Here is a 22945-nt window from a genome sequence, read left to right on the forward strand (position 1 = left end):
CGTCAGCTCGCCCCGTTGAGCTTCACCTGCGGCGCCAGGGCCTGCGCGATGAGGGTGCTCGCGTCCGCGCCCTTCACCGCCGCCAGGTCCTCCATCCGCAGGCGCTGGTCGCGCAGGTTCGCGAACGCCTGGGCCACCTTGTTGTTCGCCGCGTTCTCCCCTACCTCCAGGATGCGCATGCGCAGGTCCACCTCCGCGCGCAGCGGGAACAACGCCGGGTCGAAGCGCTGCTCCACGATGGTCATCCCGGTGATGACCACCGGGAAGGTGCGCGGCCCCAGCATCAGGAGCAGCTCCGTGGGGTTGAGCGAGACGAGCTTCGTCGCGGGCTTCTTCTCCTCCTCGCCCGTCTGGTCCTTGCCCAGCGCCATGTCCTCCAGCATGGCCAGCTCCGGCAGCACGCCCTGGGTGCCCTCCCCCTGGGTGTCCCGCAGCAGCGCCTCCGTCACGTCGAAGACGAGCTTCAGGGCAATCGTCTCGCTCTTGGCGTGCAGGCCGCCGCCGCGCTGACCGTCGGTGAGGACCTTGGTCTGCTCGGGCGTCTTGCCGGGCTTCGTCTCCCACTGGCCCGCGCGCGTGCGCGTCACCGTCTCCGGGTTGTACTGGAAGCGCAACGCGCGCACGCCCGGGTCCGTCTTCTTGTCATCCGACGACGTCGGCAGCGTCACCAGCATGCCCTTCTGGAGCTGCTGGTCGAACGCGATGAGCGTCGGGTCCAGGTTGCGCGTCATCCGTTGCCCCGGGCGCCGGGCGGCTCGCGCTGGGCGAGGCTCCGGGCAATGGCTTCATTGTTCTTGTCCATCAGCGCCACCACCGTCTGGGTGAACAGCTTCACGAACTCCTTGGGGTTGTCCGGCACGCTGCGCAGCATCCACGCGAGCTCCCGCTCCAGCTCGCGGCGGGTGAGTCCGACCTGTCCTTGCACCGGGGGTGGGGCCATGGCGTGTCCCGTCCTCTCGTCAGCTCCAGCCATCCACCAGCGGACGGCCTTCCAGCTCGTTGCGAAGCAGCTCCAGGTAGCGCCACCGCCGGGCCCGCGGCAGGGCCAGGATGTCCGCCTCCGACCAGTGGTAGTGGAAGGCCAGGACGTGCACCTCCGTCTCCAGCCGCGCCGCCCCACCCCGCAGCTCGCGCGCCAGCAGCGCGAACGGATCCAGCTCCAGCTCCAACCACGCGGCGCACCTCGGACAGCGCGCCAGCAGGCCCAGGTCCGGCGCGGACGTGCCGTCCGCCAGCGCCAGCGCCACCGCGTGCCGGGAGCGCGCGGGCAGCGCCAGCCACGCGGAGGGCGTCAGCGCCTGCCCCTCCACCTCCACCAGCCGCGACCACAGGAGCGCGGACCGCTCCGCGCGGGTGCCCTGGGCTTCCGCGAGCAGCGCGTCGTCCTCGCCCGTGGGCTCGCGCACCTCCGCCCGCCCCTCCGGCAGCGCCACGGCGAGCACCTCCGGCGCCGCGTCCACCCGCTCCGGTGAGAGCGCGGAGAGCCGCACGTCCACGTCCGCCAGCGCCCCGCATCCGGGCACCGGGCAGCGCGCCACCAGCGTCACGCGGTCGCCGTACAGCCGGGCCCGCAGGTGCAGCGCCAGGTGGTGCCGGTCTCCCCGCGTGAGGCAGGCCGCCAGCTCCGCGTCCACGCGCGGGAAGTCCCCCAGCCGCCCCAGGCACGCCGCCAGCCACCCGCTCACCGCGCGCGGGCCGGGATGCTCGCCGGCCCGGGCCAGCGCCCACTCCTCGCGGCCGGTGAGCGGGCGCAGCTCGCCCTGGCGGTGACAGCGGCCGTCCTCGTCGAAGAGGCCGTGCGGCAGCAGCACCGGGATGGGAGGTTCGAGGAGCACGTCAGACCACCGGCTCCAGCGTGAAGCCCTCGTGCTGGACCTCCAGGGTCTCGATGAGGATCTCGTTCGCCTCCGCGGCCAGCTCCGACATCGCGGCGAACTTCGAGACCCACGCGTTGCGCAGCACGAACTTCTTCACCGCGCGGTTGAAGTCCAGGTCGAAGACGAGGATCTCCACGGTGCGCCGGAAGTCCGGCTCCGCCGCGCGGAAGCCGGGCGTGGCCTCATGGCGGATGAGCTGCGTGGCCCAGTCCCGGAACGTCGTGTCCTGGGTGAGGCCCGCCTCCAGCGTGAGGGGCTCGTAGTGCACGCGGCCCGGGGACAGCTCGTCCACGGAGGACGGGCTGTTGCCGGAGCGGAACTTCACCACCTCCACGGTGCCGGTGATGCCGGAGATCTTCCGGCACGCGGCCACCTCGATGTTGTTGAAGAGCACGCGGAAGTTGAAGTTGCGGTACGGGTCGCGCTTCGTGGATTCGACGAATCGGGGCATGGCTTCACTCCTCGAATGGGGACGTCAGGGCGTCGGGAGGCTCGTCGCGGGCGTGGACAGCACGGGCCGGGGCACCGGCTCCCAGCCCTCGTGGGTGAGCTCCAGGCTCAGGAGCGCCACCTCGCCCGCCATGGCGTCCAGCTTGGGCAGGGCGTGGAACTTGCTCACCCACGCGTTGTGCACGTGGAAGCCGCGGACGCGCGCCTCCATGCCTCCGGGCGGGGGGACGGCCGTGGGGTGCGCATGGGGGTCCCACACGTCGATGAAGAGGTCGCGCTTCACCGGCTCGCCGGGCGCCTTTCCGGTGCGCGCGAACTCCAGCACCGCGCGCGCCCAGCGCTCCAGCGTGTCGTCCAGCGCCAGCCCCTGCTCCAGCACGAGCGGCTCCCAGCTCACCTTGTGGGGCTGGGCGTAGCGGTGCAGGTTGTTGCCGCCCTCCCAGGTCTCGTACGCGCCCACGCTGACGGACAGGCCGGACACGGAGCGCACCCCCGCCACGTAGTCCCCGGCCGCGGACGTGCTCATCCGGAGCCGGAACTGGAAGGTCCGCAGCGGGTTGCGGGCGTTGGCGGGGACGGGCGTGGGCATCAGGCCGCCAGCAGGCTCTTCTGGCTGATTTCGATGACCACGAACTCCGCGGGCTTCAGCGGCGCGAAGGCCACCTGCGCGGTGACGATGCCCGCGTCCACGTTCTCCTGCGGGTTGGTGCTCCGGTCGCAGACGACGCTGAAGGCCTCCTCCGGCGTGCTGCCCTGGAAGGCGCCCTGCCGGAACAGCCCCAGCATGAAGGACTCGATGGCGACGCGGATGCGGCCCCAGAGCTCTTCATCATTGGGCTCGAACACCGCCCACATCAGGCCGCGCCGCAGGGACTCCTTGAGGAAGAGCGCGGTGCGGCGCACCGGGATGTAGCGCCACTCCGGGTCCGGCGACAGCGTGCGCGAGCCCCACGACACCAGCCCCACGCCGGGGAACTGGCGCAGGCAGTTGAGGCTCACCGGGTTGAGCAGGTCCTGCTCCGCGTCGATGACGGGGTACTGGAGGCCCAGCGCGTCCGCGAGCGACGCCTCGATGCCGGCGGGCGCCTTCCACACGCCGCGCGTGGTGTCCGTGCGCGCGAAGAGGCCCGCCACGTGGCCGGACGGCGGCACCAGCCGCGTGGGGTTGCGGCCCACGCCCACGGGGTCCGCCACGCGGATCCACGGGTAGAACATGGCCGAGTTCTTCGAGCGCGAAGGCAGCCCCTCCACGAACTGCTTCGCGTCGTCCGGCGCCACCGCGAAGTCCTTGTCCACGCCGCCGGGGCCGTCCGCGAGGAAGAAGCAGTCCCCCCGGTTGTCGCAGTACGCGATGCCCGCGGCGATGAACGACACCTCGTTCTTGCCCGGCAGCGCCACGATGTTGACGTCCTCCGTGTCCAGCGCGTGCAGGCCCGTGCGCAGCTTCGCGTCACCGGCGAAGTCGGACGTGTCCAGGACCCCGGCGCCGTCGTCGCCGCCCAACAGCCGCAGGTTCGTCACCGCCGCCGGACGCACCGTGGGGTTCGCGGGCGAGTCGTCCGAGTAGCCCCGGGCGCGCGGCGCGAAGCCCAACTGCCGGAGCATGGCGGGCACCGTGGGCTGGAGCGTTTCGCTCATGGCCAGTTGGAGCCCGTCGAAGGACTCCGCGCCCAGGCCCGGAGTGCCGGGGGCGGCGGTGCCGGTGAAGCCGGTGGCGGAGAGCGACAGCGTGGAGGTGCCCGCCGCCGTGGGCAGCCCCGTGATGACGGTGTTGCCCTGCGCGTCCGTCACCACCGACGCGACCTTGCCGGCCAGCGCCACGCTCAGCGAGTGGTTCAGCTCCGCGGGAGCCACCGCCCCCGCGTTCGCCGCCAGGATGGGGATGGGCACCACGGTGGTCGCGCCCGGCGGGCCCACGGTGACCTTGGCGTCCTCCGGGTCCAGGTCGTACGTCGCGCCCGTGGGCTTGGGGATGGTGAGCGTGGGCCCGGTGGCCACCTTCAGCGAAATCTCCGGCGAGTCCGTGCCGCCGATGACGAAGGTGTTGGCGAGGCCCGCCGCGGTGACGGCCTGGGTGAGGAAGGCCTTGAGCTCGCTGGCCGTCAACTGCACCCGGCCGTTGACGAACGCGGCGCCCGGCACGGCGGCCACCACCAGGGCCTGGGTGATGGGGACGTCCAGCGTCGTGCGAGGCAGGTCCGGCTGGGCCTCGTCCCAGGTGGAGACCTGGAGCCTGCCGCCGTCGTAGAGGCTGTACTTCGTGCTGGCCAGCACGGCGGCCTTGAGCCGGGGAGGCACGCCGGGGACGAGCACCGCGCCGGGCGCCCGCGCCGCCAGCGCCGCCTGGAACTCGTCGCGCACGCGGAGGTAGCGGGAGATGTCGTTGATGCGGTCGGCGACGTAGTCCTCGCTGGACGGGTCCATGCGCACGTCCTCGAACGCCTCCAGGCGGCGCGTGGACCCGGCCTCCGTCCACACCACCTCCACGCGGAACGCCTCGCTGGGGAAGTTGATGGAGTCGCTCACGTTGACGCGCAGGAAGTCGGACCACTCGCCCGCGCCTCGCGCCAGGAACGTGAGGGCGCTGAGGCTGGCGCCCGCGCGCGAGGCCAGGGGCGCGGACACGCCGGCCACCGCGTCCGAGGGCAGCACGCGCACGACGTAGGCGCGCCGGCCGCCCGAGTCGAAGAAGGCCTCCACCGCCTGCGCGACCAGGCCCGCCTCTCCGGGCTCGTGACCGCCAAAGGCCCGCTCGTAATCGGCGAAGCCGGTGACGAACTGGGCCAGGGCCGGGATGCCTCGCGCCGTGCGTCCGACGAACGCCGCCGTGGACGTGCCCACCCCTTCGATGGGGCGCGCACCGGCACTGATCTCCTCGACATAGACGCCCGGATGCAGTCGCTCAGCCACGTTCATCCTCCTGGTTTCAGATGGTCCCGCGCCTGGCGGAATCGACTTCGGTGACGGACGTCCCCGGGTGGCCGCTGGCGCCTCGCGAGGCCCCGCGCGCGACGAGGTCCAGCACGGGCTTCTCGACGAGGCGGGCGGTGGTGCGCGCGTTCGGCTCGTCCATCAGCGCGGAGACGCGGTAGTCCACGCAGCAGCGGTACAGGTGGTTCAAGAGGTCGTCGCGGCGGCGCAACTGCGTCTGGAAGAAGAAGCACTCCTCCTGGAACACGAGCGTGCGGCCCCGGGCCCACGCGCCCTCCACGGGCCGGCTGAGCGTCACGCGGTCGCCGTCCAGTCCCAGCACCAGCGCCTGGAAGCGCTGCTTGCCCACGCGGTAGCCGTCCTCGCTCGTGCCCAGCACCACCACGTCGCCGGGCCGGAGGCGCGAGGCCGCGGTGACGGAGCGGCGCAGCGCCGGATCCAACGGCCCCACGGGCTCCGCCACCAGGTGCAGGTGGTCCACCGTGAGGTCCAGCGGCGTGCCCGCCTGCGCCCCCAGCGTGAGCACCATGTCGCTCGCGGCGACGGTGACGCCCGGCGCGGCGACGGGCGGCGCGGGCGTGGCCTCCGCGTCCTGGAGCGGCTGCGGCGCCCCGTCCGCCGAAAGCCACACCACGCCCTCCCCCGCCTCCAGCCGCGCGTGCAGCTCCACGCCGGCCTCCAGCCGCTCCGAGGGAAGCCGCCAGCGCGTCTCCGCGACCTGCGTCCCGGAGGCCTGGGCCAGCGTCGCGGTGGCCACCACCTCGCCCATGAGCCGGGTGTCCACCTGGACGTAGCGGACGGTGAGCCTCAGCACGGGCTGCCCCTGCGCCATCAGCACGGCCACCGGCAGCGTCTGCGCCTCCACGGCGCCAGCGGCGACGCGCAGCCCCAGCGAGAGCGCCAGTCCGTCCGGGGCCGGATTGTCGGCGTGGAAGGGGTCGGGCACGGCCGGCAGGGGGTAGACGAGGACGGAGGCGGTGCCGGTGCCGGACAGGCGCAGGCCTCCGGCGTCGGGCAGGAAGGACGCGCCGGGCGTCAGGTCCACGCGGCCGCCGCGCGCGCGCTCCAGGTTCTGGTCGCTGGCCTCCAGGTGCGCCAGGGACAGGACGGTGGTGGGCTCGCCGCGCGTCAGCAGGCGGACCGTGGTGGCGCCTTCGGGCACGTCCTCGGCCAGCAGCGACGGGCGCAGCACCATCTGCCCTCGCGTGGGGATGGAGAGCGCCACCGTGTCCATGATGGACGCCAGGTCCACCTGCGAGCCCGCCCACAGGTCCACCTGCACGTCGATGGCCATGGCCTTGGGCGCGCGAATCCTGCTGAGGAACACCCGGCCCTCTTGAGCACGCTCCGGAGGCTCCAGCCCCAGGGCTGCCTCGACGCCGCCGGTGACGGGCAGCACCTCCACGCTGGAGCGGAACTCCATGGAGGGGATGCCCGGGTCGGCGCTGAGCGCGAGCCGGCTGCCCTCCACGTCCCAGCGCGCGATGACGGCGGCGAGCGCCTCCAGCAGCAGGGGGTCCGTGAGCGGCGCGCCCGTGGGCTCCTGGAAGAGTCCACCGGTGAGCGCGTCCGCCAGCCGCGCGTTGAGGGCGGCGGCGAGCGCGGGGCCCGTCGCCGTATCGGCGAACGAACCGCCGGGCAGCCCCGTGAGGGTGACGGTGGCGCGGCCATCCAGGCGCAGCTTGAGCGAGCCATTGGGAGGCACGCTGTCCCCGGGAGCGCGAGGCCTGCCGACGAGGAAGCCCGGCACGCGGACGGTGGCGACGCCCGTGCGGCCGTTCTCGCGCTCGGGTTCGGAGAACAGGCCCAGCGGGCCGACGACGGAGAGGAACGGCACGCGCGAGGGCCGGTAGCCCTCATCCACGTAGCCATGCGCGGCGAAGACGCGCACGTCGCCGCTGCGCAAGGCCACCCGGCCCTGCCATAGCAGTCCGCTGAGGATCTCGCGAATCACGCGAAACGACCCTGCAGGGCAATGACATGTCTGGTTTCAAGCTGCTGCGTCACGGCACCCCCCGGCACCCCACGGAAAACCGCCCATCTCCCGCTGTGACACGCGAAGGGCGGCGACAATGAATCAGGAGCCCGGCCGCCGTCAACACTGCACGCATGTCTGGCTTTGATAAAATGTGTGTCTATTCTGACGGCGGGTTCGTCCCACGGGGAGGGTGGGACGGGGTGGCCGTCCGCTGCGTCGCAAGCCACCTTCTCCAGGAGGGAGGGCGGCGGATGGGATACGCGGATTTCGTGGCGCTGGCCGCCCGGCTGTTCGAGCTCTCGGGCGTGGGCGTGATGGTGGTGGGGGCGGTGGTCTCCGTGGCGCTCGTCCTCCGGGACGCACGGGGCTCGAGGCGGGCGGACGCGTACCGTCAACTGCGCCACCACCTCGGCCGCGCCATCCTGCTGGGCCTGGAGCTGCTCGTCGCGGCGGACATCATCCGGACGGTCGCGGAGGCCCCCTCCCTGGGACAGGTCATCATCCTGGGGCTCATCGTCCTCATCCGGACCTTCCTCAGCTTCACGCTGGAGGTGGAGGTGGACGGACGCTGGCCCTGGCAGCCCCGGCCCCGCGACGAGGACGGGGCCGGCCCTCCGCGCCCTTGAGGTGCTTCCGGCTGGATGGCGTTGGATGCCAGCCAGCCAGTGGCCGCTCCCCCGGGCCGGTGTGGACTGCCCCCGGGGGGCGGGGATGCACACCCTCCAGGTCAGGCCACTCCCATGGTGGGAAGCGGCGTCACGGGGCCCTGCCTCCAAGCTCGCCGGGAAGGGCCGGGGTCAAAGGAGGCGCGCGTGGAGAGCCCCAGCGCAAGCTTCGACCCGGAGGCCACCGAGACCCTGTCCGACGCGCATTCCCGGCTGCTGCTCGAGACGCTGGTGGCGAGCACGCCGGTGGGGCTCGCGGTGGTGGACATGGAGCAGCGCTTCGTCCAGGTCAACGACGCGCTCGCCGCCATGAATGGCATTCCGCGCGCCGCGCACCTGGGGCGCAAGGTGCAGGACATCGTCCCGGAGATGTGGCCCGCCCTCCGTCCCCAGTATCAGCGCGTCCTGGAGGGCGGGGGCGCGCAGACGGTGGAGGTGGCGGGCGCCACCTCGAAGGAGGTGGGCGTGGAGCGCCACTTCCTCGTCAGCTACTACCCGGTGCGCACCAACGCCGGGGTGCTGCTGGGCATCGGCGTCATCGTGTCGGAGGTCACCGAACAGCGCAGGGCCCACGACGCGCTCCAGGCCAGCGAGCAGCGCTACCGCTCGCTGGTGGAGGCCATGGCGCAGCCGGTGTGGTCCACCAACGCCCGGGGCGAGGTGGTGGAGCCCGCGCCGCGCTGGCTGGCCTTCACGGGCCAGACGCAGGCGGAGCACCTGGGGCTGGGCTGGCTCTCCGCCATCCACCCGGAGGACCGCAAGCGCGTGGTGCGCGGCTGGGTGGACGCCCTGCGCACGAAGACGTCCTACCGGGGCGAGTTCCGCCTGCGCTTCCACGCCGGGGGCTACCGGGACGTCGTGGGCCGGGCGGTGCCCGTGTTCGGGAACAAGGGCGCCATCCGGGAGTGGGTGTCCACCGCGGAGGACATCACCGAGCGCAAGAAGGCCGAGGCCCAGGCGGAGAACGAGCGCGCACGGCTGCGCTCCGTGCTGACGAGCGCCCCGGCGTCCATCGCCATCCTCTCCGGCGAGCGGCAGGTCTTCACGCTGGTGAACCCCCTCTACAAGGTGCTGTCGAGAGGCGCGGAGCTGCTGGGCCTCTCCATCAAGGATGTCGCGAGCGAGCGGGCGCGTGAATACTCGCGGCTCTTGGAGAAGGCCTATCACCAGGGAGAGTCCTTCATCGAAAAGGAGGTCCCGGTCACCGCCGACCACCAGGGCGACGGGAGCCTGTCGACGCGGCAGTTCGACGTGGCGTACCAGCCCTTGCGCGACGTGCACGGACAGGTGGACTCCGTGCTGTCGTTCGCCGTCGACGTGACGGACCGCGTGGAGGGCCGCAAGCAGTTGGAGGCCTCCGCCGCGTCGCTGAGGAACCAGCAGCAGTGGCTGGAGGCGATGCTGGACGGGACGCCCGTGGCCATCATCCTGGTGGAGCCCCGGACCGGCCGCATCATCTTCGCGAACCAGGCGGCCCGGCAGATGGCGGGCGGCGAGTTCCCCGGAGGCCTGCGGGAGGAGAGCTACAGGCGCGGCGGGCACCGCTTCACGGACGAGGCGGGCCGGGAGCTGCGCATGGAGGAGATCCCCGGCGTCCGCGCGGTGAAGGGCGCGCCCGTGCACGGAGAGCCGGTCGTCTGGCACACGCCCACGGGGCACTACTCCCTGCTGGTGGAGGCGGCCCCCCTGCCCGCCCAGCACGGCCACCCGGAGGCGGTCCTCCTGGCGCTCCAGGACGTCACTGAATTGCGGAAGACCCAGGCCCAGCTCCAGCACGCCGTGTCGCTCCGGGACGAATTCCTGACGGTGGCGTCGCATGAATTGAAGACACCGCTGACGCCGTTGCAGCTCAAGCTCCAATCCCTGGTCAAGGACGTCCAGGCGGAGCAGACGCTGGAGTCGCTGCGGGAGCGCGTATTGAAGACGGCGGAGACCATGTCCGGGCAGATCCGGAAGATGACCACGCTCATCAACGACCTGCTGGAGGTGACACAGCTCACGGGCCCCTCCGCGCCGCTGCGGCTGGAGGCCGTGGACCTGACGGACGTGGTGCGCGACGCGGTGGAGCGCTTCCGGCCCCAGGCGGCGAAGGCGGGCTGTGAGCTCATCGTCCACGCGACACCGGGTGTCCCGGGCCGCTGGGACCGCCACCGGCTGGAGCAGGTGGTGAGCAGCCTGCTGTCCAACGCGCTGAAGTACGGCGCGGGCCACCCGGTGACGATTCGCGTGGAGCGGGTGCGCGGCCGGGCGCGGCTGAGCGTGAGGGACGAAGGCATCGGCATCCCGCCGGGGAGCGTCCAGGCCATCTTCGAGAAATTCACCCGCGCCGTGTCGACACGGCATTACGGCGGTCTGGGATTGGGCCTCTTCATCACCCGGCAGATCGTTGAAGCCCACCAGGGCACCCTGCGCGTGGAGAGCCAGCCCGGCCAGGGCGCGACCTTCATCGTGGAGCTGCCGGCGCCCTGACGCCGGTGAAACATACACAGCCGGAACACCAGGACCGAGCAGGTCGCCAACCCCATGCATCAGGGTGACGCCGACCCCATTGCCTGCTCATCCCCTTCCGGGCGTGGCTATGTTTCGCCCCAGTGTCTGGGTATGATGACCGCCCGGGGGAGCGCGTCCCGCCAGAAGCGGGCCCGAGCGCCATCATGCCCATGCCCAAAGTCCTGTCCGTGCACGGCGCCGCCGCCGCGGTCCTGTTGAGCGCCCTGCCCGCCTGGGCCCAGTCCGCCCTGCCCGGCTTCGAGTTGGAGCACCTGGAGTTCAACCCCGGCCGCGGCACCGCGGTGATGCGCAACGGCGAGTTGCTGGTGCCCGGCGGCATGAGCCTGGGGCTGGTGGGTCAGTATCAGCGGCTGCCGCTGGTGCTCCTCAACGGCGAGCGCCGCCTGGAGGCCGTGCGCGACCGCGCGTCCTCCGTCCTGGCGGGCAGCTACGGGGTGCTGCCGTGGCTGGAGGTGGGCGCGCAGGTGCCGGTGGTGTTGTGGCAGCAGGGGGATGATCCGGCGCCCCTGGGCCTGACGCCGCTGGCCTCGCAGGGCCTGGGCACGCCGGAGATACAAGCGCGCCTGGGGCTCCTGAACCGCCGCGACGAGCACCCCGTGGACCTCTCCATGGACCTGGGCGTGGGCCTGCCCATCGGCAGCGAGGCGGTGCTGGGCCGGGACTCGGGGCTGCGCGTGCGCGCCCTGGCCGCCATGGGCACGCAGGTGGCGTTCCTCAAGCCCACGCTGGAGGCCGGCGTGCTCCTGCGCTCGCGCAACCCGCTCTCCGCGACGGGCGCCTCCGGGCAGGCGCTGGAGGTCCGCCTGGGCGCCGGGGTGACGACGGCCGGACAGGGGCTGCGCGGAGAGCTGGCGGTGAAGGCCGCCTTCGCGGCGGACATGGCCCAGCCCGCGGTGGAGGTGCTCGGCGGCGGGCGCATCCCGCTGTCGGAGGGCCTGGAGCTGCACGCGCTCGCCGGGCCGGGCCTGGGACGCACGCCGGGCACGCCCATCGCCCGGGTGCTGTTGGGCGTGTCCTTCCGCCAGGAGCCTCCTCCCCGGATGGAGGTGCTCCCGGAGCCCGTGCCCCAACTGCGCCTGGAGGAGCTCCAGACGCGGCCGGAGTACGTCCCGGACTCGAGCGTGGAGCCGGTGCCCACCCGCGAGCTGCTCCCCCCTGAACCCGCGCCGCGGTCCTCGCCATGACCTTCGAGCCGCGCGTCGTGCTCGCCGCGTTCGACGGCACCCAGCCGCCTCCGGACGGCGTGCCCGCGTGGCTCGCCCGGAGCTGGGAGGATCCGGACGGGTTCGCCGCCGCGATGGCCCCCGTCCACGCGGGCCGGAGCACTCCTTTCAAGAGCCGCACCGGCCAGCACCACGACTTCTTCCACGACCTGGTGGCCCGCCACGCCACCACGGACCGCATCGCGCTGCGCGCGTACTCGCGGACGCAGGGCTGGCGCACGCTGAGCTACCGCCAGCTCCAGGAGCAGGCCACGCGGCGGGCCACCGCCTGGGCGGGGGCGGGGGTGAAGCCGGGCGCGAAGCTGTGCCTGATGCTGCCGCCGGGCCCGGAGCTGATGGTGTCGCTGTGCGCCGCGCTGGGCCTGGGCGCGTGCGTGAGCCTGCTGCCGCCCGGGGCCCGCGCCTTCGTGGCGCGCCGGTTGGACGCGCTCGCGCCCCAGCACATCGCCGCGGAGCCGCACCAGGCCCCGCTCCTGGGCAAGCACGCCGCGCGGCTCCTGCCGCCGCAGACGCAGGTGCCGCCCGCGCTCGCGTCGTACACGTACAAGCCCTCGGAGCCGGTGGGCCTGCTCTTCTCTCCGCTGGCCAACCCCAGCGACGTGCCCGTGCCGCTCACCGCCGGGGACGCGTGGCGGAGCGCGCTGGTGGACGGGCTCCTGACCTTCGGCCTGTCCCCGGGGGACCACCTGGCCGCGCCGGGCTTCCACCCGCTCCAGCACCTGCCGGCGCTGTACTTCACCACGCTCCTGCGCGGCGCGACGTACCTGCACGTGGAGCCCGCGGACCTGGAGGTCTCTCCCGCGCTGCTCACCGAACACCCCGTGCGCGCCCTGGGCCTCACGCCCGCCGTGCGCGACCTGGTGGCCCGCGCGCGCCTGCCGCTCAAGAGCGTGGGCCTGTGGTTCAGGGATCCGCAGGCGCCCTTCGACTTCCAGGCCTGGCGCGACGCCATCAAGGCCTGCGGGCTGGCCGGCGTGCCCGGCGGCAACGTGTGCGTGGACCCGGCGTGGGGAGGCGCGGTGCTGTGCTCGCACCGGCGCGCGGCGGCGGACGTGCACACGGACATCGCGCCCGCGCCCGGGCGCGCCTGGGCGCTGCGCGACTTCACGGACAGCGGGCAGGACGCCGCGGGAGACACGGGGCTCTTCACCCCGCTGCCCGACGCCGGACGGCCGCCCGCGCACGTCGTCCTGACGCGGGTGCGCGGCCAGTACCACCACCTCGGCGGGCGCGAGCCCCGGCGCGAGGGCCGGGTGTTCCTCTTCACGGAGGTCGCGGACGCGCTGCGCGAGCCCCCCGGCCCCCGGCTGGACGCGGTGGGGCTGGCCGTGCCGGTGAGCGGCATGGCGGGCGCGTACCGCGGCGTGCTGCTCGTCTTCACCGGCGACCTGCCCCCGGGCGTGGAGGTCAGCGACGCGGACGTGCGCCGCCGCATCGAACAGGCCCTGGGCGCGGACGCGCTGCCGGACCGCATTGAACGCTTCGCGCTCCACGCGCGGCGGCTGGACGGCCAGCAGGACGGGCCGGTGGATGAAGAGTGGTGCCGTTCGCAGTACCTCACGGGCTCCCTGAAGCTGAAGGCGGGGGACCCCCTGTTCCAGGCGCTCACGTCGCTGCGCGCCCGGGTGGAGTCGCGCTGATGGGAATCCAGGTCGTGTCCGGGGCCATGCTCCAGTGCAGCTTCGGCCTGGCGCCCTCGACGCTGTCGGTGCCGCCCGCCAACCAGGTGAACGCCACCGCGCCGGCGGCCACCATCATGGACAACATCCCGGGCGTGAACGTGCCGCCCTTCGGCATGTGCCAGTCCATGGCCAACCCCACCGTGGCCGCCGCCACCGCCGCCGCGATGGGGGCGCTCACCCCCATGCCGTGCATGCCCGTGCTCGTCGCGCCCTGGGCGCCGGGCTCGCCCACGGTGCTGATCAAGGGCAAGCCGGCGCTCACCGACAAGTCCATGTGCAACTGCGCCTACGGCGGCATCGTGAAGATCAACGTGTCCGGCCAGATGAAGGCGCAGGTGAAGTGACTCACGGCAGGGGCACGTAGCGCAGGGGCGCCTCGCGCTGGGGCAGGCGCACCTCCAGCTCCACCACGTCCTCCGCGCTCCACACCGCGAACAGCTCCACCAGCCGGCCGCACAACAGGTCCACCAGCGGCAGCAGCGACGCGTCCATGGGCCCGAAGCCCAACTGGTACACGTACTTGAAGCCCGCCGCGCTCCGGGCGAAGGGCTTGGACTTCACGGACACCTCCGTGAGGGACGGCAGCAGGTCCCGGAAGTGCCGCTGCGTCCGCACGCCCAGCACCTCCAGGAGGAACAGCAGGTCCTCGCGCCCCAGGAACCGCTGCGTGCGCAGCGCCAGCAACTGCAACAGGGCCTGCTGCCCGTGCTCCACCGGGTTGTCCCCGCCGGGCGCCACCGCGCCCACCAGGCTCCACGGCACGCCCTCCAGGAAGCGGTCCGCCAGCACCGGCCGGTAGCCCCGCGCGTCGAAGCGCGGCGGCAGCGGCTGGTGCCACAGGCCGTCCACGCCCAGCCGCACCGGCTTGAGGAACGCGTCCGGCATGTCCAGCGCCAGCCACGACGTGCGCGAAAGCCCCTGGCCCTCGTGCTCCAGTTCGTACGTGTCCGCGCCTCCGGAGATGGCGCCCGGGCGCAGGGGCACCATGCCCTTGGGGGTCAGTTGGTACACGCCCGTGGCCGAGTTCAGCCGGAAGCCCATGGACGAATCCGGGTGCTGCACCGCGTGCCGCTCCTTCGTGCCGTCGTGCTCCACGGGCGACGCCATGGCGCGCTGCAGGTTCACCACCGGCACCGCGTGCGCCACGAACGAGTCCGGCCCCACCACCAGCTCCGACGGCCAGCGGCCCGCCAGGCGCAGGGTCAGCGTGAAGCCCTGCCAGTTGCGGGGGGCCGGCGGGATGCGGGCCTCCAGGAACAGCTCCTGCTGCGGGAAGTGCAGGAGCTGCCGCAGCCGCTGGAGCGGGTGTTCGGACGACTCGCCCTCCGCGGGCACCGGCCGGGGCGCGCCGAAGCGCACCGGGCCCGAGTGCGCGTCGAAGGGCTTCACCTCGTGCTCCATCCCCCCGTCGTCGAAGCTGACGGTGGCGGAGCGCACGGCGCTCTTCAGTTGGAAGAACACCGCCAGGGACGCCCGGAAGTCGTTGAGGTGGTTGACGTGCAGCCGCACCTCGCCCGGCGAGTCGTTGCGCGGGAAGCCACCCTCGAAGACGAGCCGCAGGAGCGCGCCGTCCTCGCCCTGGCGCTCCAGCCGCGCCTGGGTGAGCCGCACGGGCAGCAGCCGCACCGGGGCCAGCGTGCGCAGGGAGAGCGGCCCGGTGGGACCGCCGCCCGGGCCCGGGTTGAGGAGGAAGGGCGTGCCCCGGGGCAGCTCCGCGGCGTCCACGAAGCGCGCGTCCGGCTCCGCGCGGAACATGGCCATGGCGGGGATGGGGTTGAGCAGGTAGGCGAAGTGCTGCTGGAACAGCCGCAGCGTGCTGCGCTCCAACGCGCGCTGCCCGGCCCGGCGCGTGCGCGCGGTGAACAGGGCCATGGCCTCCGTGAGCCGCCGCACGTCCGCGTCCTCGCCGTCCAGCGGCGCGGAGGGGTGCAGGGCGGTGTAGCCCAGGCGGAACTTCTCCAGCGCCTGGAGCTCCTCCAGGAACGACGCGTAGAGCGCTTCATCCATCCGCATGGCCTACTCCCCCTCCTGCACGCGCAGGAACATCCGGCCCTCGGCCACCTCGATGAGCTGGGTGTCCTTCTCCAGGGTGCGCTGGATGCGCAGCATGGGCTTCGAGTCCTGGTACAGGTGCTGGATGGACGTCTCGCTCTTGTCCGTCTTGCCCAGCAGCAGGTGGTTGCCCTGCGACTCCTTGGGGAGCCGCGCGCCGGGGCGCCACTCCAGGAAGCGGTCCATGCGCGCGTGCTGGTAGTCCAGCGACACCAGCACCCGCGTCCCCTTGTCCGCGGGGAAGTAGAAGTGTCCGGGCTGCTGGTGCGGCTCGTAGGGACAGCGCACCTCCTTGTCCCACAGGGGCAGCTTCACCCGGTACGACTCCACCGACGTCTCCTCGTCCTGGCGGATCTGATACGTGCGCTCCGGATCCGCGCCCTCCTCGCTGACCACCCGCCCCTCCGCGAGGAAGGGCCAGCGCGGCGGCCGGAAGCGCGGGCGACGGAACGTCGGGTCCGCCGCCTCCTCCAGCGTGGCCTTCAGCGACAGCGCGTAGTCGTTGGCGGTGCTGTCCGGGTCGTGCGCGGCGTCGGGCTCCACGGCGCGCGCGTCCAGCTCCAGCGTGTGGAGCCGGTACTGCTTGCCGTGCGTCGCGGCCTGCGTGCTGAAGCCCCCCAGCGTGTAGAGGCCGTTGAGCACCAGCGACGCGCGCGGGTAGCTCGCGAAGGCCAGCCGCAGCTCCGGGCCTTCCAACTGCTGGCGCTTCGTCTCCAGCGTCACCCGGTCCGTGAGCGTGCCCTCCAGCGTGGAGGTGACCAGGCACTCGGTGATGACGCCCGCGATGGCGTCCGCGTTCTCCACCGCCTTGCGCTTCGTGCCGGCGTCCACGTAGCTGTTGAGCACCGACAGCGCGTCCCGGCGCGGCTCCGGGTAGCGCAGGTCCACCTGCTTCACCTCGTCGCGGGTGAGCACCAGCGCCTCGCCGCCCTCGGGCTTCGCGTCCGCGAGCGTGTACTTCCCCGTCGCGTAGTCCAGGAACATGCCCGCGTGCATGCGCGCCTGCACCCAGTGCACGAAGTCCAGGAAGCTGGCGCCGGAGTCGTCATCCGCGCCCAGCCCCAGCGCGTGCAGGCCGTGCTTCGTCCCCGCGGCCTCCCACTCGTAGGCCACGTCCAGCCCCCCGGGCGTGTTCGCCTGGAGGACCGCCTGCAGCGTCTCATCCACCCACACGCCGCTGGGGAAGTGGCGGCGCCACAGCATCGCGGCGGGGTCCACCAGGCGGATGCGGTAGCGCCGCTGCATCACCGGCGCGTCCTTCACGTTCGCCAGCGAGCGCTCGCGGACGTGGCGCTCCTCCACCCGGCCAATGAGCTTCAGCGGCAGGGCCTCCGCGCCCTCGCGCCCCTCCGCCTGCGCGCCGTAGCGGCGGTCCACGGTCAGCGTCGCCGTCAGGGGCTTGGTGTCGGTGAAGGGGGTGAAGAGCGTGTCCTCGTCCCCGCTCTCCTTGCAGAGCACCCACCACTCGATTCGCGCCTCGAAGCCGTAGGCGTGTGCCTTCACCGACAGGCGCTTGATGCTGCCCGCGGGCAGCTTGAAGGCCTTGTCGCCGGCCTTGAGGTCCAGCGTCACCTTCAACTGTTCGGTGAACCTCATGGGTCGTCCTCCCCGGCCGCCTCTTCCGGAGGCCGTTCGCGCAGGCGGCGCGAGCCCGGGTCCAGCAGCAGGTCCATGGGCTCGTGGGAGTCACGCAACAGCAGGCGCACCACCAGGCCGGGCGCGCCGCCCGCCGCCGCGGGCACCTCGTCGATGGCCACCACCTCCACGCGCGGCTCGTAGCGCGACAGCGTCTCGCGGATCTCCGCGCCCAGGCCCGAAAGGCGCTCCGCGTCCGAGCGGAACCCCGTCTCCGTCAGCCCGAAGCCGGGCAGCACGGAGGCCGCGCCCCGCTTCGCCTGGAGCAGGTGGCCCAGGTTTCGGAGCACGGCCTCACGCTGCGTCTCCACCACCCCCAGGAACTTCCGGTGCAGAAAGCCCACGGTCCCCTCCCCTCCTACCGTCCGGCCGCCTTCGGCGTGCCCATGGTCATGCCCTGCCGGTCGCCTTCGGCGCGCGGAGGCGCGGCCACCGGCACGGACGTGTCGCCCAGGAAGATGAGCTGCCGCAGCGGCTTGCCCTCCGCGCCCGGCAGCCGCTCGTAGCCCAACTGTCCCCGGGGCCCCAGGCGCACGGTCCGCCCGTGCGCGAGCACCGTCAGCACCACCTCCAGTTGCAGCCGCGCGGGGACGAGCAGCGGCAGGATGTGCCGGTGGAAGCGGTGGCGCACCCGCGCGGGCCAGTCCCGCCCGCGCATGTCCGCCTCCTCGTCCGCGAACACCTCCACCTGGAAGCCCCCGATGTCCGCCGCGTACGTCTGGCCCAGGATGCCCGTGCCATCCAGCGGCGTGGGCCCGTGGGTGGGCCGCATGCCGGAGAAGCGCGTGCGGAAGGAGCGGCGGACGCACGTCACGCGCAGCTCCGGGAACACCTGCTGGAACAGCCACTGGAGCGTGGCCTGCGAATCCACGCCCACCATGCGCAGGTAGAAGCCCTTCGTGCGCTCCCAGTCCCCCACCAGGCTCGCGTCCCGCTCGGGGTGCAGCGCGTCCACCAGCGCCAGCATCAGCCGGTGGTCGAAGAAGCGGATGAAGTCGAGGAACGGCTCCGGCTCCGGAAGCTGCTCGGCCACCTGGAGGAAGTAGCTGGGCAACAGGCCCGGCGTGCTCAAGAGGCCCAGGTTGAGCGTCACCACCACCCGGCGCACCGGGGAGACGTGGAACGTCACCGCCTCCACCAGCGAAGAGGACGCCACCGGCTCCGGGTTGCCCTCGAAGAGCACCCGGTCCCGGCCATAGCCCTGCGTCTCCAACAGCCGCAGGAGCGGCCCCAGGTCGAAGTCCTTGGCGCGGGCGCGGATGCGCCGCTCCAGCGGGGACAGCAGCGGCGAGGCGCCGTTCATGACCGGGACCGCCTCACTCGCCCGGCCCCACGAAGGCGCCCAGGTCCACCTGGTAGAACTGCGACAGCGTGCGCCACTCCATGGAGTCCTTGCGCTCCCAGTGCTCCTGGATGTCCCCCACGTGGCGGTTGAGCAGCGCGCCGAACGACGAGAACAGCTCCGGCAGGTAGCGCCGGGGGTCGAAGTCCTCCAGCGTCCGCAGCACGTCGTCGCTCACCAGCGCGGCCTTCTGGAAGTCCCCGCGCTCCACCAGCACCTCGAAGGCCTTGAGCTTGTCGCACAGCTCCAGCAGGTGCGCGGACCCGCGCAGTTGCAGCGGCCCCGTCGCGCGGGGGAACGGCGAGGGCGGCGCCGCGGCGGCCTTCGCGCCCCGGCCCTTCGCGGGAGCGGCGGGCTTCGCGGGCTCCGGGGCCGGCGCGGGGGCGGCCGCGCGCTCCTGCGTCTCCTTCAACCACTGCCCCAGCCCCGCCAGCCCCTGGGCCCCGTTGCGGAACGCGGGGCCCTCCAGCGCGCCCTGCAGCGCCTGGATGCCGCGCAGGGCGTCCTTGCGCCTGCCGTCCGTGAAGCCCTTCGTCCACGTCTCCCAGCCGGCGTCCTTCTTGCCGTGGTGATACTTCAGCGCGCTCACCAGCGTCTGGAACAGCCACGTCAGCGCCTTGTTGAGCAGCACCGCGGGCTTGGACTTGTCCTTCGCCTCTCCCTGCGCGGACTCCTCCGCCGCCGCGCGCGCCAGCGCGACCAGCACCTCCAGCACGTCCGGCAGGCGCCCGAGCCCGTCCTCGCGCAGCGCCGTGAAGAGGTAGTAGGCCGACAGGCGGACCTCGTAGACGCCCTCCGCGTCCAGGGCCTCGATGGCGTCCGCGGCCTCCGCGTAGGCCTCCCGCTGCACCAGGTCCGCCACCGTGAGGAAGCGCGGGTCATGCGACTCCAGGCGCTCCAGCGTTCCGCCCTCCACGGGGCGCAGGCACAGGCTCAGGTCTCTCATGGTCTGTCTTTCCACTTCATGTTACATGTCTTTCATTCACAAGGACAGACACCCATGGCCATCGCGAAACCCGACTTGCTCGAACTCGAATGCAACTGGCAGACCGGGTTTCAATACCGGCCCGGTTTCCGCGGCGCGCTGGGATATCTGTTGGAATGGAATGGCTGCGGCGGGCTGAACCTGGCGAAGGACCTCACCCTGTCCTCCCCCACCGTGGGTGACTTCGGGCCCAAGGCGCAATGCATTGGCCTGATTGAACGGCTGACCATGAACGGCGCTTCCGGTCCCCTGGACTTCAGCGTGTACGTGGGGCGCGTCACGGCCGCCAACGTGCTCAACCACTTCGCCAAGCCGCTGGAGAACCTGCGCCTGAAGCTGGCGTGGGCCATCATCGACTTCGATGAAGCGGGTGACACCTGGTTCGAGGCCGCCAAGCTGAAGAGCCCCGCCTCCGCCGAGGCGCTGATGGACACGGAGAAGGGCCGCCCCAAGGTCTTCCTGGACAACCAGCCCGCCACGCTGTCCGCGGACCTGGACATCCGCTTCCACCGCTTCCAGTTCCGGGTGGTGCCCGCGCCCAAGAAGAGCACCACCCTGGAGTTCGCCACCAACTCCCAGGAGCGCCGCGTCACCAGGTGGGGCTCGGACAAGTAGCGCCCCAAGCGCAGACGGGGAAGGCGCATCCGCCCTCCCCGCCCTCGCTTCAATCGCCTACGACTTGTTGCCCTCGACGTAGCCCCAGGCGTACACGTCCTTGTCGTTCGAGTTGTGGCCGTAGTGGATGTTGCACAGGTGCGCCTTGTCCGGGATGAGCTGGAAGGTCATCTGGCAGAACTTCACGTCCGTGACGCCCACGTTCTCCGGGTCGCCCACGTGCAGCATCACCTCGCTGCCCTTCTGGTTCAGGCGGGCGGTCACCTCGTTGGCGGGGCCGCCGGCCTCGTCACCCAGCGGATAGCACTTCTCGAACCACTTGCCCTGGGCGCTGTCCCACTCGCAGATCCAGAACTTGAGCTGGCGGATCTCCGTGTTGGTGATGCCGGTGAAGTCCGCCTTGTTCTCCGGCGAGATGAGCACCGTGAAGTCAATGGGGTCGAGCTTGCCGCCCTCCCACTGGAGCTGCGTGATGAGGCCCACCGCGCGCACGGCCTTCTTCGCGCCCACGTCCTCCAACTGCACGCCGGGGTAGGCGGGGTCCCCGACGAACGGGGTGTAGAAGAGGCTGCTGCTCTTGGGGAAGGCGCCGTCGTCCTTGCCCATCCCCTTGATGTCCAGCAGGTAGCCCACCGGCATGTTCTTCTGGGGGCGCTGCTGGATGGTCTGCTGCCAGTCACACGAAATGCCAAGCGGTCCATCACCCATGGGTTCGGTCCTCCAGTTTGCTGCGGGGTTTGTCAGCCGAGCCGCGCATCCACGCGCAGGTCCACGTTCATGCCTTCGAACTGGATGTGCGGGAGGACGGAGAGGTTGCAGTGGTACCAGCCCACCTTGCCGGGCACTTCCGCCACGGTGAGGTTGTAGGCCTTGAAGGGGTAGTAGCGCAGCGTCAGGTCATCCGGGTTCACCAGCGTGGTGACGTACCGGGAGATCCACCGGTCCAACTGCTGCTGCATGTACGCCGCGTTCGCCGTGCTGCCGATGTTCTCGCGCATGATGGCCTTCACGTAGTGCGCGATGCGGCTGATGGAGTACGTGTAGGCCAGGTTCGTCACCAACTGCGAGTTCTCCGAGTCCTTCGCGTCCTCGAACACCTGGGCCTTCTTGAGGGACTGGACGCTGAAGAAGACGGCCTCCGCGCTGCCCTTCTTGTGGATGAGCGGGATGAAGCCGCCGTTGGCCAGCTCCAGCTCGCGGAAGTCCGGGATGGACATCTCCACGGGCAGCTTCATCTCCTCCTCGCCGCGCAGGTGCGTCAGGTGCACCGGCAGGCCGGACACCAGGCCGCCGCCCTTGGGGCCGCGGATGTGCTGGCACCAGCCGGAGCCCGCGAACGAGCGCACCAGGTTGCGGGCGAACAGCATGGCCGCGTTGCCCCAGAGGTACTCCTCCTCCTTGTCGCCCTTCACCGCCTCCGTGAAGTTCATCCCGGGGGCCGGGTAGGTCTCCGGGTTGTAGGGCGGCCGGACGATGTAGCGCGGCAGCGTGAGCCCCACGTAGGCGGCCTCGTCCGTCTCCCGCAGCGCGTTCCAGGCGGAGTACTTGGGCGAGTCCAGCAGGCTCGCCACGTCGCGCAACTGGGCCACCTCCTTCATGGTGTCGCAGCCGAAGAAGCGCGGGGACACGGACGCCACGAACGGCGCGTGGCTGGCCGCGGCGATCTTCCCCATCGTCTTGAGCCACAGCATGTCCTGCGGCGTGTTGGCGAACTCGAACAGCCCCACCAGCGCGCCGTAGGGGGCGCCGCCGTACTGATCGTACTCAGCCACGTACAGCTTCTTGAAGAACTCCGAACCGGCGACGTCCGCCGCGTTCGTCTCCAGGTCGCTGTAGGCCTCCTCCTTGGAGACGTCCAGCAGGCTCAGCTCGATGTTGGCCTTGAAGTTGGTGTTGCGCACCAGGTCGTTGAGCGCGGTCCACTGCGCCTCCACCTCCTGGAACTCCGGCGCGTGCAGCACGGCGTTGAGCTGGTCCGACACCAGCGCGTCGATGGTGCCGACGAGCTCCTGCACCGTCTGCTTGTCGAAGCGGCCCTCGTCCGTGTCCATGTTGTGGACCATGGCCGCCAGGCTGGAGACGAAGCGCTCCTCGGGCGTGGCGTCGTCGGGGATGACCAGCAGGTCCGTCTGGGCGGAGGCGTCGCGCGCGGCGGGCACGGAGCCCAGGCGCACGCTGTTGAGGAAGAGCGGAAGGTCCAGGGGCACGTCGGCCACGGCGGTCGCCGCGGGGGTGGAAGACGCAGGAGTGGTGGGCATGGAAGAAGGCCTCGTTCAGGAAGGTCGTGGGGAGGGGCTCGCGCCCGGCATCACGTCGTCGGCGGCTGCGGGTTCGTCGCGGCCAGCTTCGGCAGGCTCATCGACTTGAACGCGGCCAGCTCCGTCTTCAGCTTCTGGACGGCCTCCGGGCTCTGCGCGAGCTGGCGCACCAACTGGCGGAACTCCTTGCGGTTGTCCAGGTTGCCCTGCAGCTCCAGCAGCAGCTTGCGCAGCGTGAGCAGCGCGTTGATCTTCGGCACCTGCCGGGCCACGTCCGCCGGGGTGAAGGACTTCATCGAGTCCAGCTTGAGGCTCACCTGCAGCGGCGCCGGCGCCGAGCCGTCCACCGGGTCCTTCTTGTCCACGCGGTTGGGCACGCTGAAGTTCAGCGTCATGCCCATGTTCTGGATGACCTGGTTCAGGTTCTTGCCATCCAGGTTGCGGATCTCCCGCTGATCCAGGTCCTTCTTGCGGTCCACCGAGGTGCCCTTGGAGAAGTCCCCCATCACCAGCAGCCGGAACGGAAGCGCCTTGTCCGCCCGGGTGCCATTCACCTGGGTGCGGTAGGTCAGCGTGATGCGTGATCTGGGAATTTCGTCGGTGATGGCCATGAGTACCCCCAAGTACTGAACCGCCGTTTGTAAAAGAATTGATAAACCAGACGAATACACAAAAGCAATACACCCCCAACACATGACCTGATACAGCGGGCGCGTCATCACCCAGTGAGACAGGAACGAC

At 71.6% G+C, this 22945-nt stretch carries 21 protein-coding genes; 6 read left to right on the forward strand and 15 right to left on the reverse strand.

Annotated elements, in window-relative coordinates; genetic code table 11:
• Positions 1-2: 2 nt before the first annotated feature.
• Genes K8556_RS27835 through K8556_RS27865 form a run of 7 tightly spaced genes read right to left on the reverse strand, consistent with a single transcriptional unit; the run spans position 3 to position 7212 of the window.
• Positions 3-731 (reverse strand): hypothetical protein, encoded by a 729-nt coding sequence (locus K8556_RS27835; RefSeq protein WP_223743135.1) that lies wholly within the window; start codon positions 729-731, stop codon positions 3-5.
• Positions 728-940: a hypothetical protein gene (locus tag K8556_RS27840; protein WP_120574499.1), complete on the reverse strand. Its 213-nt coding sequence runs from the start codon at positions 938-940 to the stop codon at positions 728-730. Before K8556_RS27840 ends, K8556_RS27835 begins: the two co-directional genes overlap by 4 nt.
• A gap of 19 nt (positions 941-959) precedes the next feature.
• Positions 960-1835, reverse strand: coding sequence for a hypothetical protein (locus tag K8556_RS27845; protein ID WP_223743136.1), 876 nt, complete (start codon positions 1833-1835; stop codon positions 960-962).
• A 1-nt stretch (position 1836) separates the two neighbouring features.
• Positions 1837-2328: a phage tail protein gene (locus tag K8556_RS27850; RefSeq protein ID WP_223743137.1), complete on the reverse strand. Its 492-nt coding sequence runs from the start codon at positions 2326-2328 to the stop codon at positions 1837-1839.
• Positions 2329-2352: 24 nt separating this feature from the next.
• On the reverse strand, positions 2353-2916 hold the full coding sequence (locus K8556_RS27855; protein ID WP_223743138.1) for a phage tail protein: 564 nt from the start codon (positions 2914-2916) through the stop codon (positions 2353-2355).
• Positions 2916-5237 (reverse strand): phage tail sheath subtilisin-like domain-containing protein, encoded by a 2322-nt coding sequence (locus K8556_RS39885; protein WP_223743139.1) that lies wholly within the window; start codon positions 5235-5237, stop codon positions 2916-2918. The genes K8556_RS27855 and K8556_RS39885 overlap by 1 nt, the downstream gene beginning before the upstream one ends.
• Positions 5238-5253: 16 nt before the next feature.
• Entirely contained in the window at positions 5254-7212 is a 1959-nt protein-coding gene (locus tag K8556_RS27865) for a hypothetical protein (RefSeq protein ID WP_223743140.1), read from the reverse strand.
• Between the two features lie 275 nt (positions 7213-7487).
• Here K8556_RS27865 and K8556_RS27870 point away from each other — a divergent pair, with 275 nt between their 5' ends.
• The 5 genes from K8556_RS27870 to K8556_RS27890 all read left to right on the forward strand — a co-directional run bounded on the left by K8556_RS27870 (position 7488) and on the right by K8556_RS27890 (position 13661).
• Entirely contained in the window at positions 7488-7862 is a 375-nt protein-coding gene (locus tag K8556_RS27870; protein ID WP_223743141.1) for a DUF1622 domain-containing protein, read from the forward strand.
• A gap of 186 nt (positions 7863-8048) precedes the next feature.
• On the forward strand, positions 8049-10370 hold the full coding sequence (locus K8556_RS27875) for a PAS domain S-box protein (protein WP_223743142.1): 2322 nt from the start codon (positions 8049-8051) through the stop codon (positions 10368-10370).
• A 185-nt stretch (positions 10371-10555) separates the two neighbouring features.
• The gene (locus K8556_RS27880) at positions 10556-11596 is read left to right on the forward strand and encodes a hypothetical protein (RefSeq protein ID WP_223743143.1); all 1041 of its coding nucleotides are present in this window, start codon (positions 10556-10558) and stop codon (positions 11594-11596) included.
• A complete protein-coding gene (locus K8556_RS27885) occupies positions 11593-13275 on the forward strand; it encodes an AMP-binding protein (RefSeq protein ID WP_223743144.1) in 1683 nt (560 codons plus the stop codon). The genes K8556_RS27880 and K8556_RS27885 overlap by 4 nt, the downstream gene beginning before the upstream one ends.
• A complete protein-coding gene (locus tag K8556_RS27890; RefSeq protein ID WP_223743145.1) occupies positions 13275-13661 on the forward strand; it encodes a DUF4280 domain-containing protein in 387 nt (128 codons plus the stop codon). The genes K8556_RS27885 and K8556_RS27890 overlap by 1 nt, the downstream gene beginning before the upstream one ends.
• Before the next feature lies 1 nt (position 13662).
• On the opposite strand, the gene K8556_RS27895 is transcribed toward K8556_RS27890, so the two are convergent.
• The 5 genes from K8556_RS27895 to K8556_RS27915 are packed head-to-tail and all read right to left on the reverse strand — an operon-like array spanning position 13663 to position 19292.
• Complete coding sequence (locus K8556_RS27895) at positions 13663-15330, reverse strand: type VI secretion system baseplate subunit TssF (protein WP_223743146.1); 1668 nt, start codon at positions 15328-15330, stop codon at positions 13663-13665.
• A 3-nt stretch (positions 15331-15333) separates the two neighbouring features.
• The gene (locus tag K8556_RS27900; RefSeq protein ID WP_223743147.1) at positions 15334-16965 is read right to left on the reverse strand and encodes a hypothetical protein; all 1632 of its coding nucleotides are present in this window, start codon (positions 16963-16965) and stop codon (positions 15334-15336) included.
• A complete protein-coding gene (locus tag K8556_RS27905; RefSeq protein WP_223743148.1) occupies positions 16962-17348 on the reverse strand; it encodes a GPW/gp25 family protein in 387 nt (128 codons plus the stop codon). The genes K8556_RS27900 and K8556_RS27905 overlap by 4 nt, the downstream gene beginning before the upstream one ends.
• A gap of 14 nt (positions 17349-17362) precedes the next feature.
• Positions 17363-18307 (reverse strand): hypothetical protein, encoded by a 945-nt coding sequence (locus tag K8556_RS27910; RefSeq protein ID WP_223743149.1) that lies wholly within the window; start codon positions 18305-18307, stop codon positions 17363-17365.
• Between the two features lie 13 nt (positions 18308-18320).
• Positions 18321-19292, reverse strand: a complete 972-nt coding sequence (locus tag K8556_RS27915) for a type VI secretion system protein IglI family protein (protein WP_223743150.1) — start codon at positions 19290-19292, stop codon at positions 18321-18323.
• 54 nt (positions 19293-19346) lie between these two features.
• Between K8556_RS27915 and K8556_RS27920 the strand changes: the two genes are divergently transcribed.
• The gene (locus tag K8556_RS27920; RefSeq protein WP_223743151.1) at positions 19347-19946 is read left to right on the forward strand and encodes a hypothetical protein; all 600 of its coding nucleotides are present in this window, start codon (positions 19347-19349) and stop codon (positions 19944-19946) included.
• A 57-nt stretch (positions 19947-20003) separates the two neighbouring features.
• Here the strand turns inward: K8556_RS27920 and K8556_RS27925 are convergent, their stop codons facing one another.
• From K8556_RS27925 to tssB, 3 genes are read right to left on the reverse strand one after another with little or no spacing between them, the layout of a single operon-like run.
• Positions 20004-20654, reverse strand: coding sequence for a hypothetical protein (locus tag K8556_RS27925; RefSeq protein ID WP_223743152.1), 651 nt, complete (start codon positions 20652-20654; stop codon positions 20004-20006).
• A gap of 32 nt (positions 20655-20686) precedes the next feature.
• Positions 20687-22204: a type VI secretion system contractile sheath large subunit gene (tssC, locus tag K8556_RS27930; protein ID WP_223743153.1), complete on the reverse strand. Its 1518-nt coding sequence runs from the start codon at positions 22202-22204 to the stop codon at positions 20687-20689.
• Positions 22205-22254: 50 nt separating this feature from the next.
• Positions 22255-22815 carry a type VI secretion system contractile sheath small subunit gene (gene tssB / locus K8556_RS27935; protein WP_223743154.1) on the reverse strand — a complete coding sequence of 187 codons (561 nt, stop codon included), beginning with the start codon at positions 22813-22815 and terminating at the stop codon, positions 22255-22257.
• Positions 22816-22945 lie beyond the last annotated feature (130 nt).

The sequence above is a fragment of the Corallococcus sp. AS-1-12 genome (genome assembly GCF_020036995.1).
Taxonomy (GTDB): Bacteria; Myxococcota; Myxococcia; order Myxococcales; family Myxococcaceae; genus Corallococcus.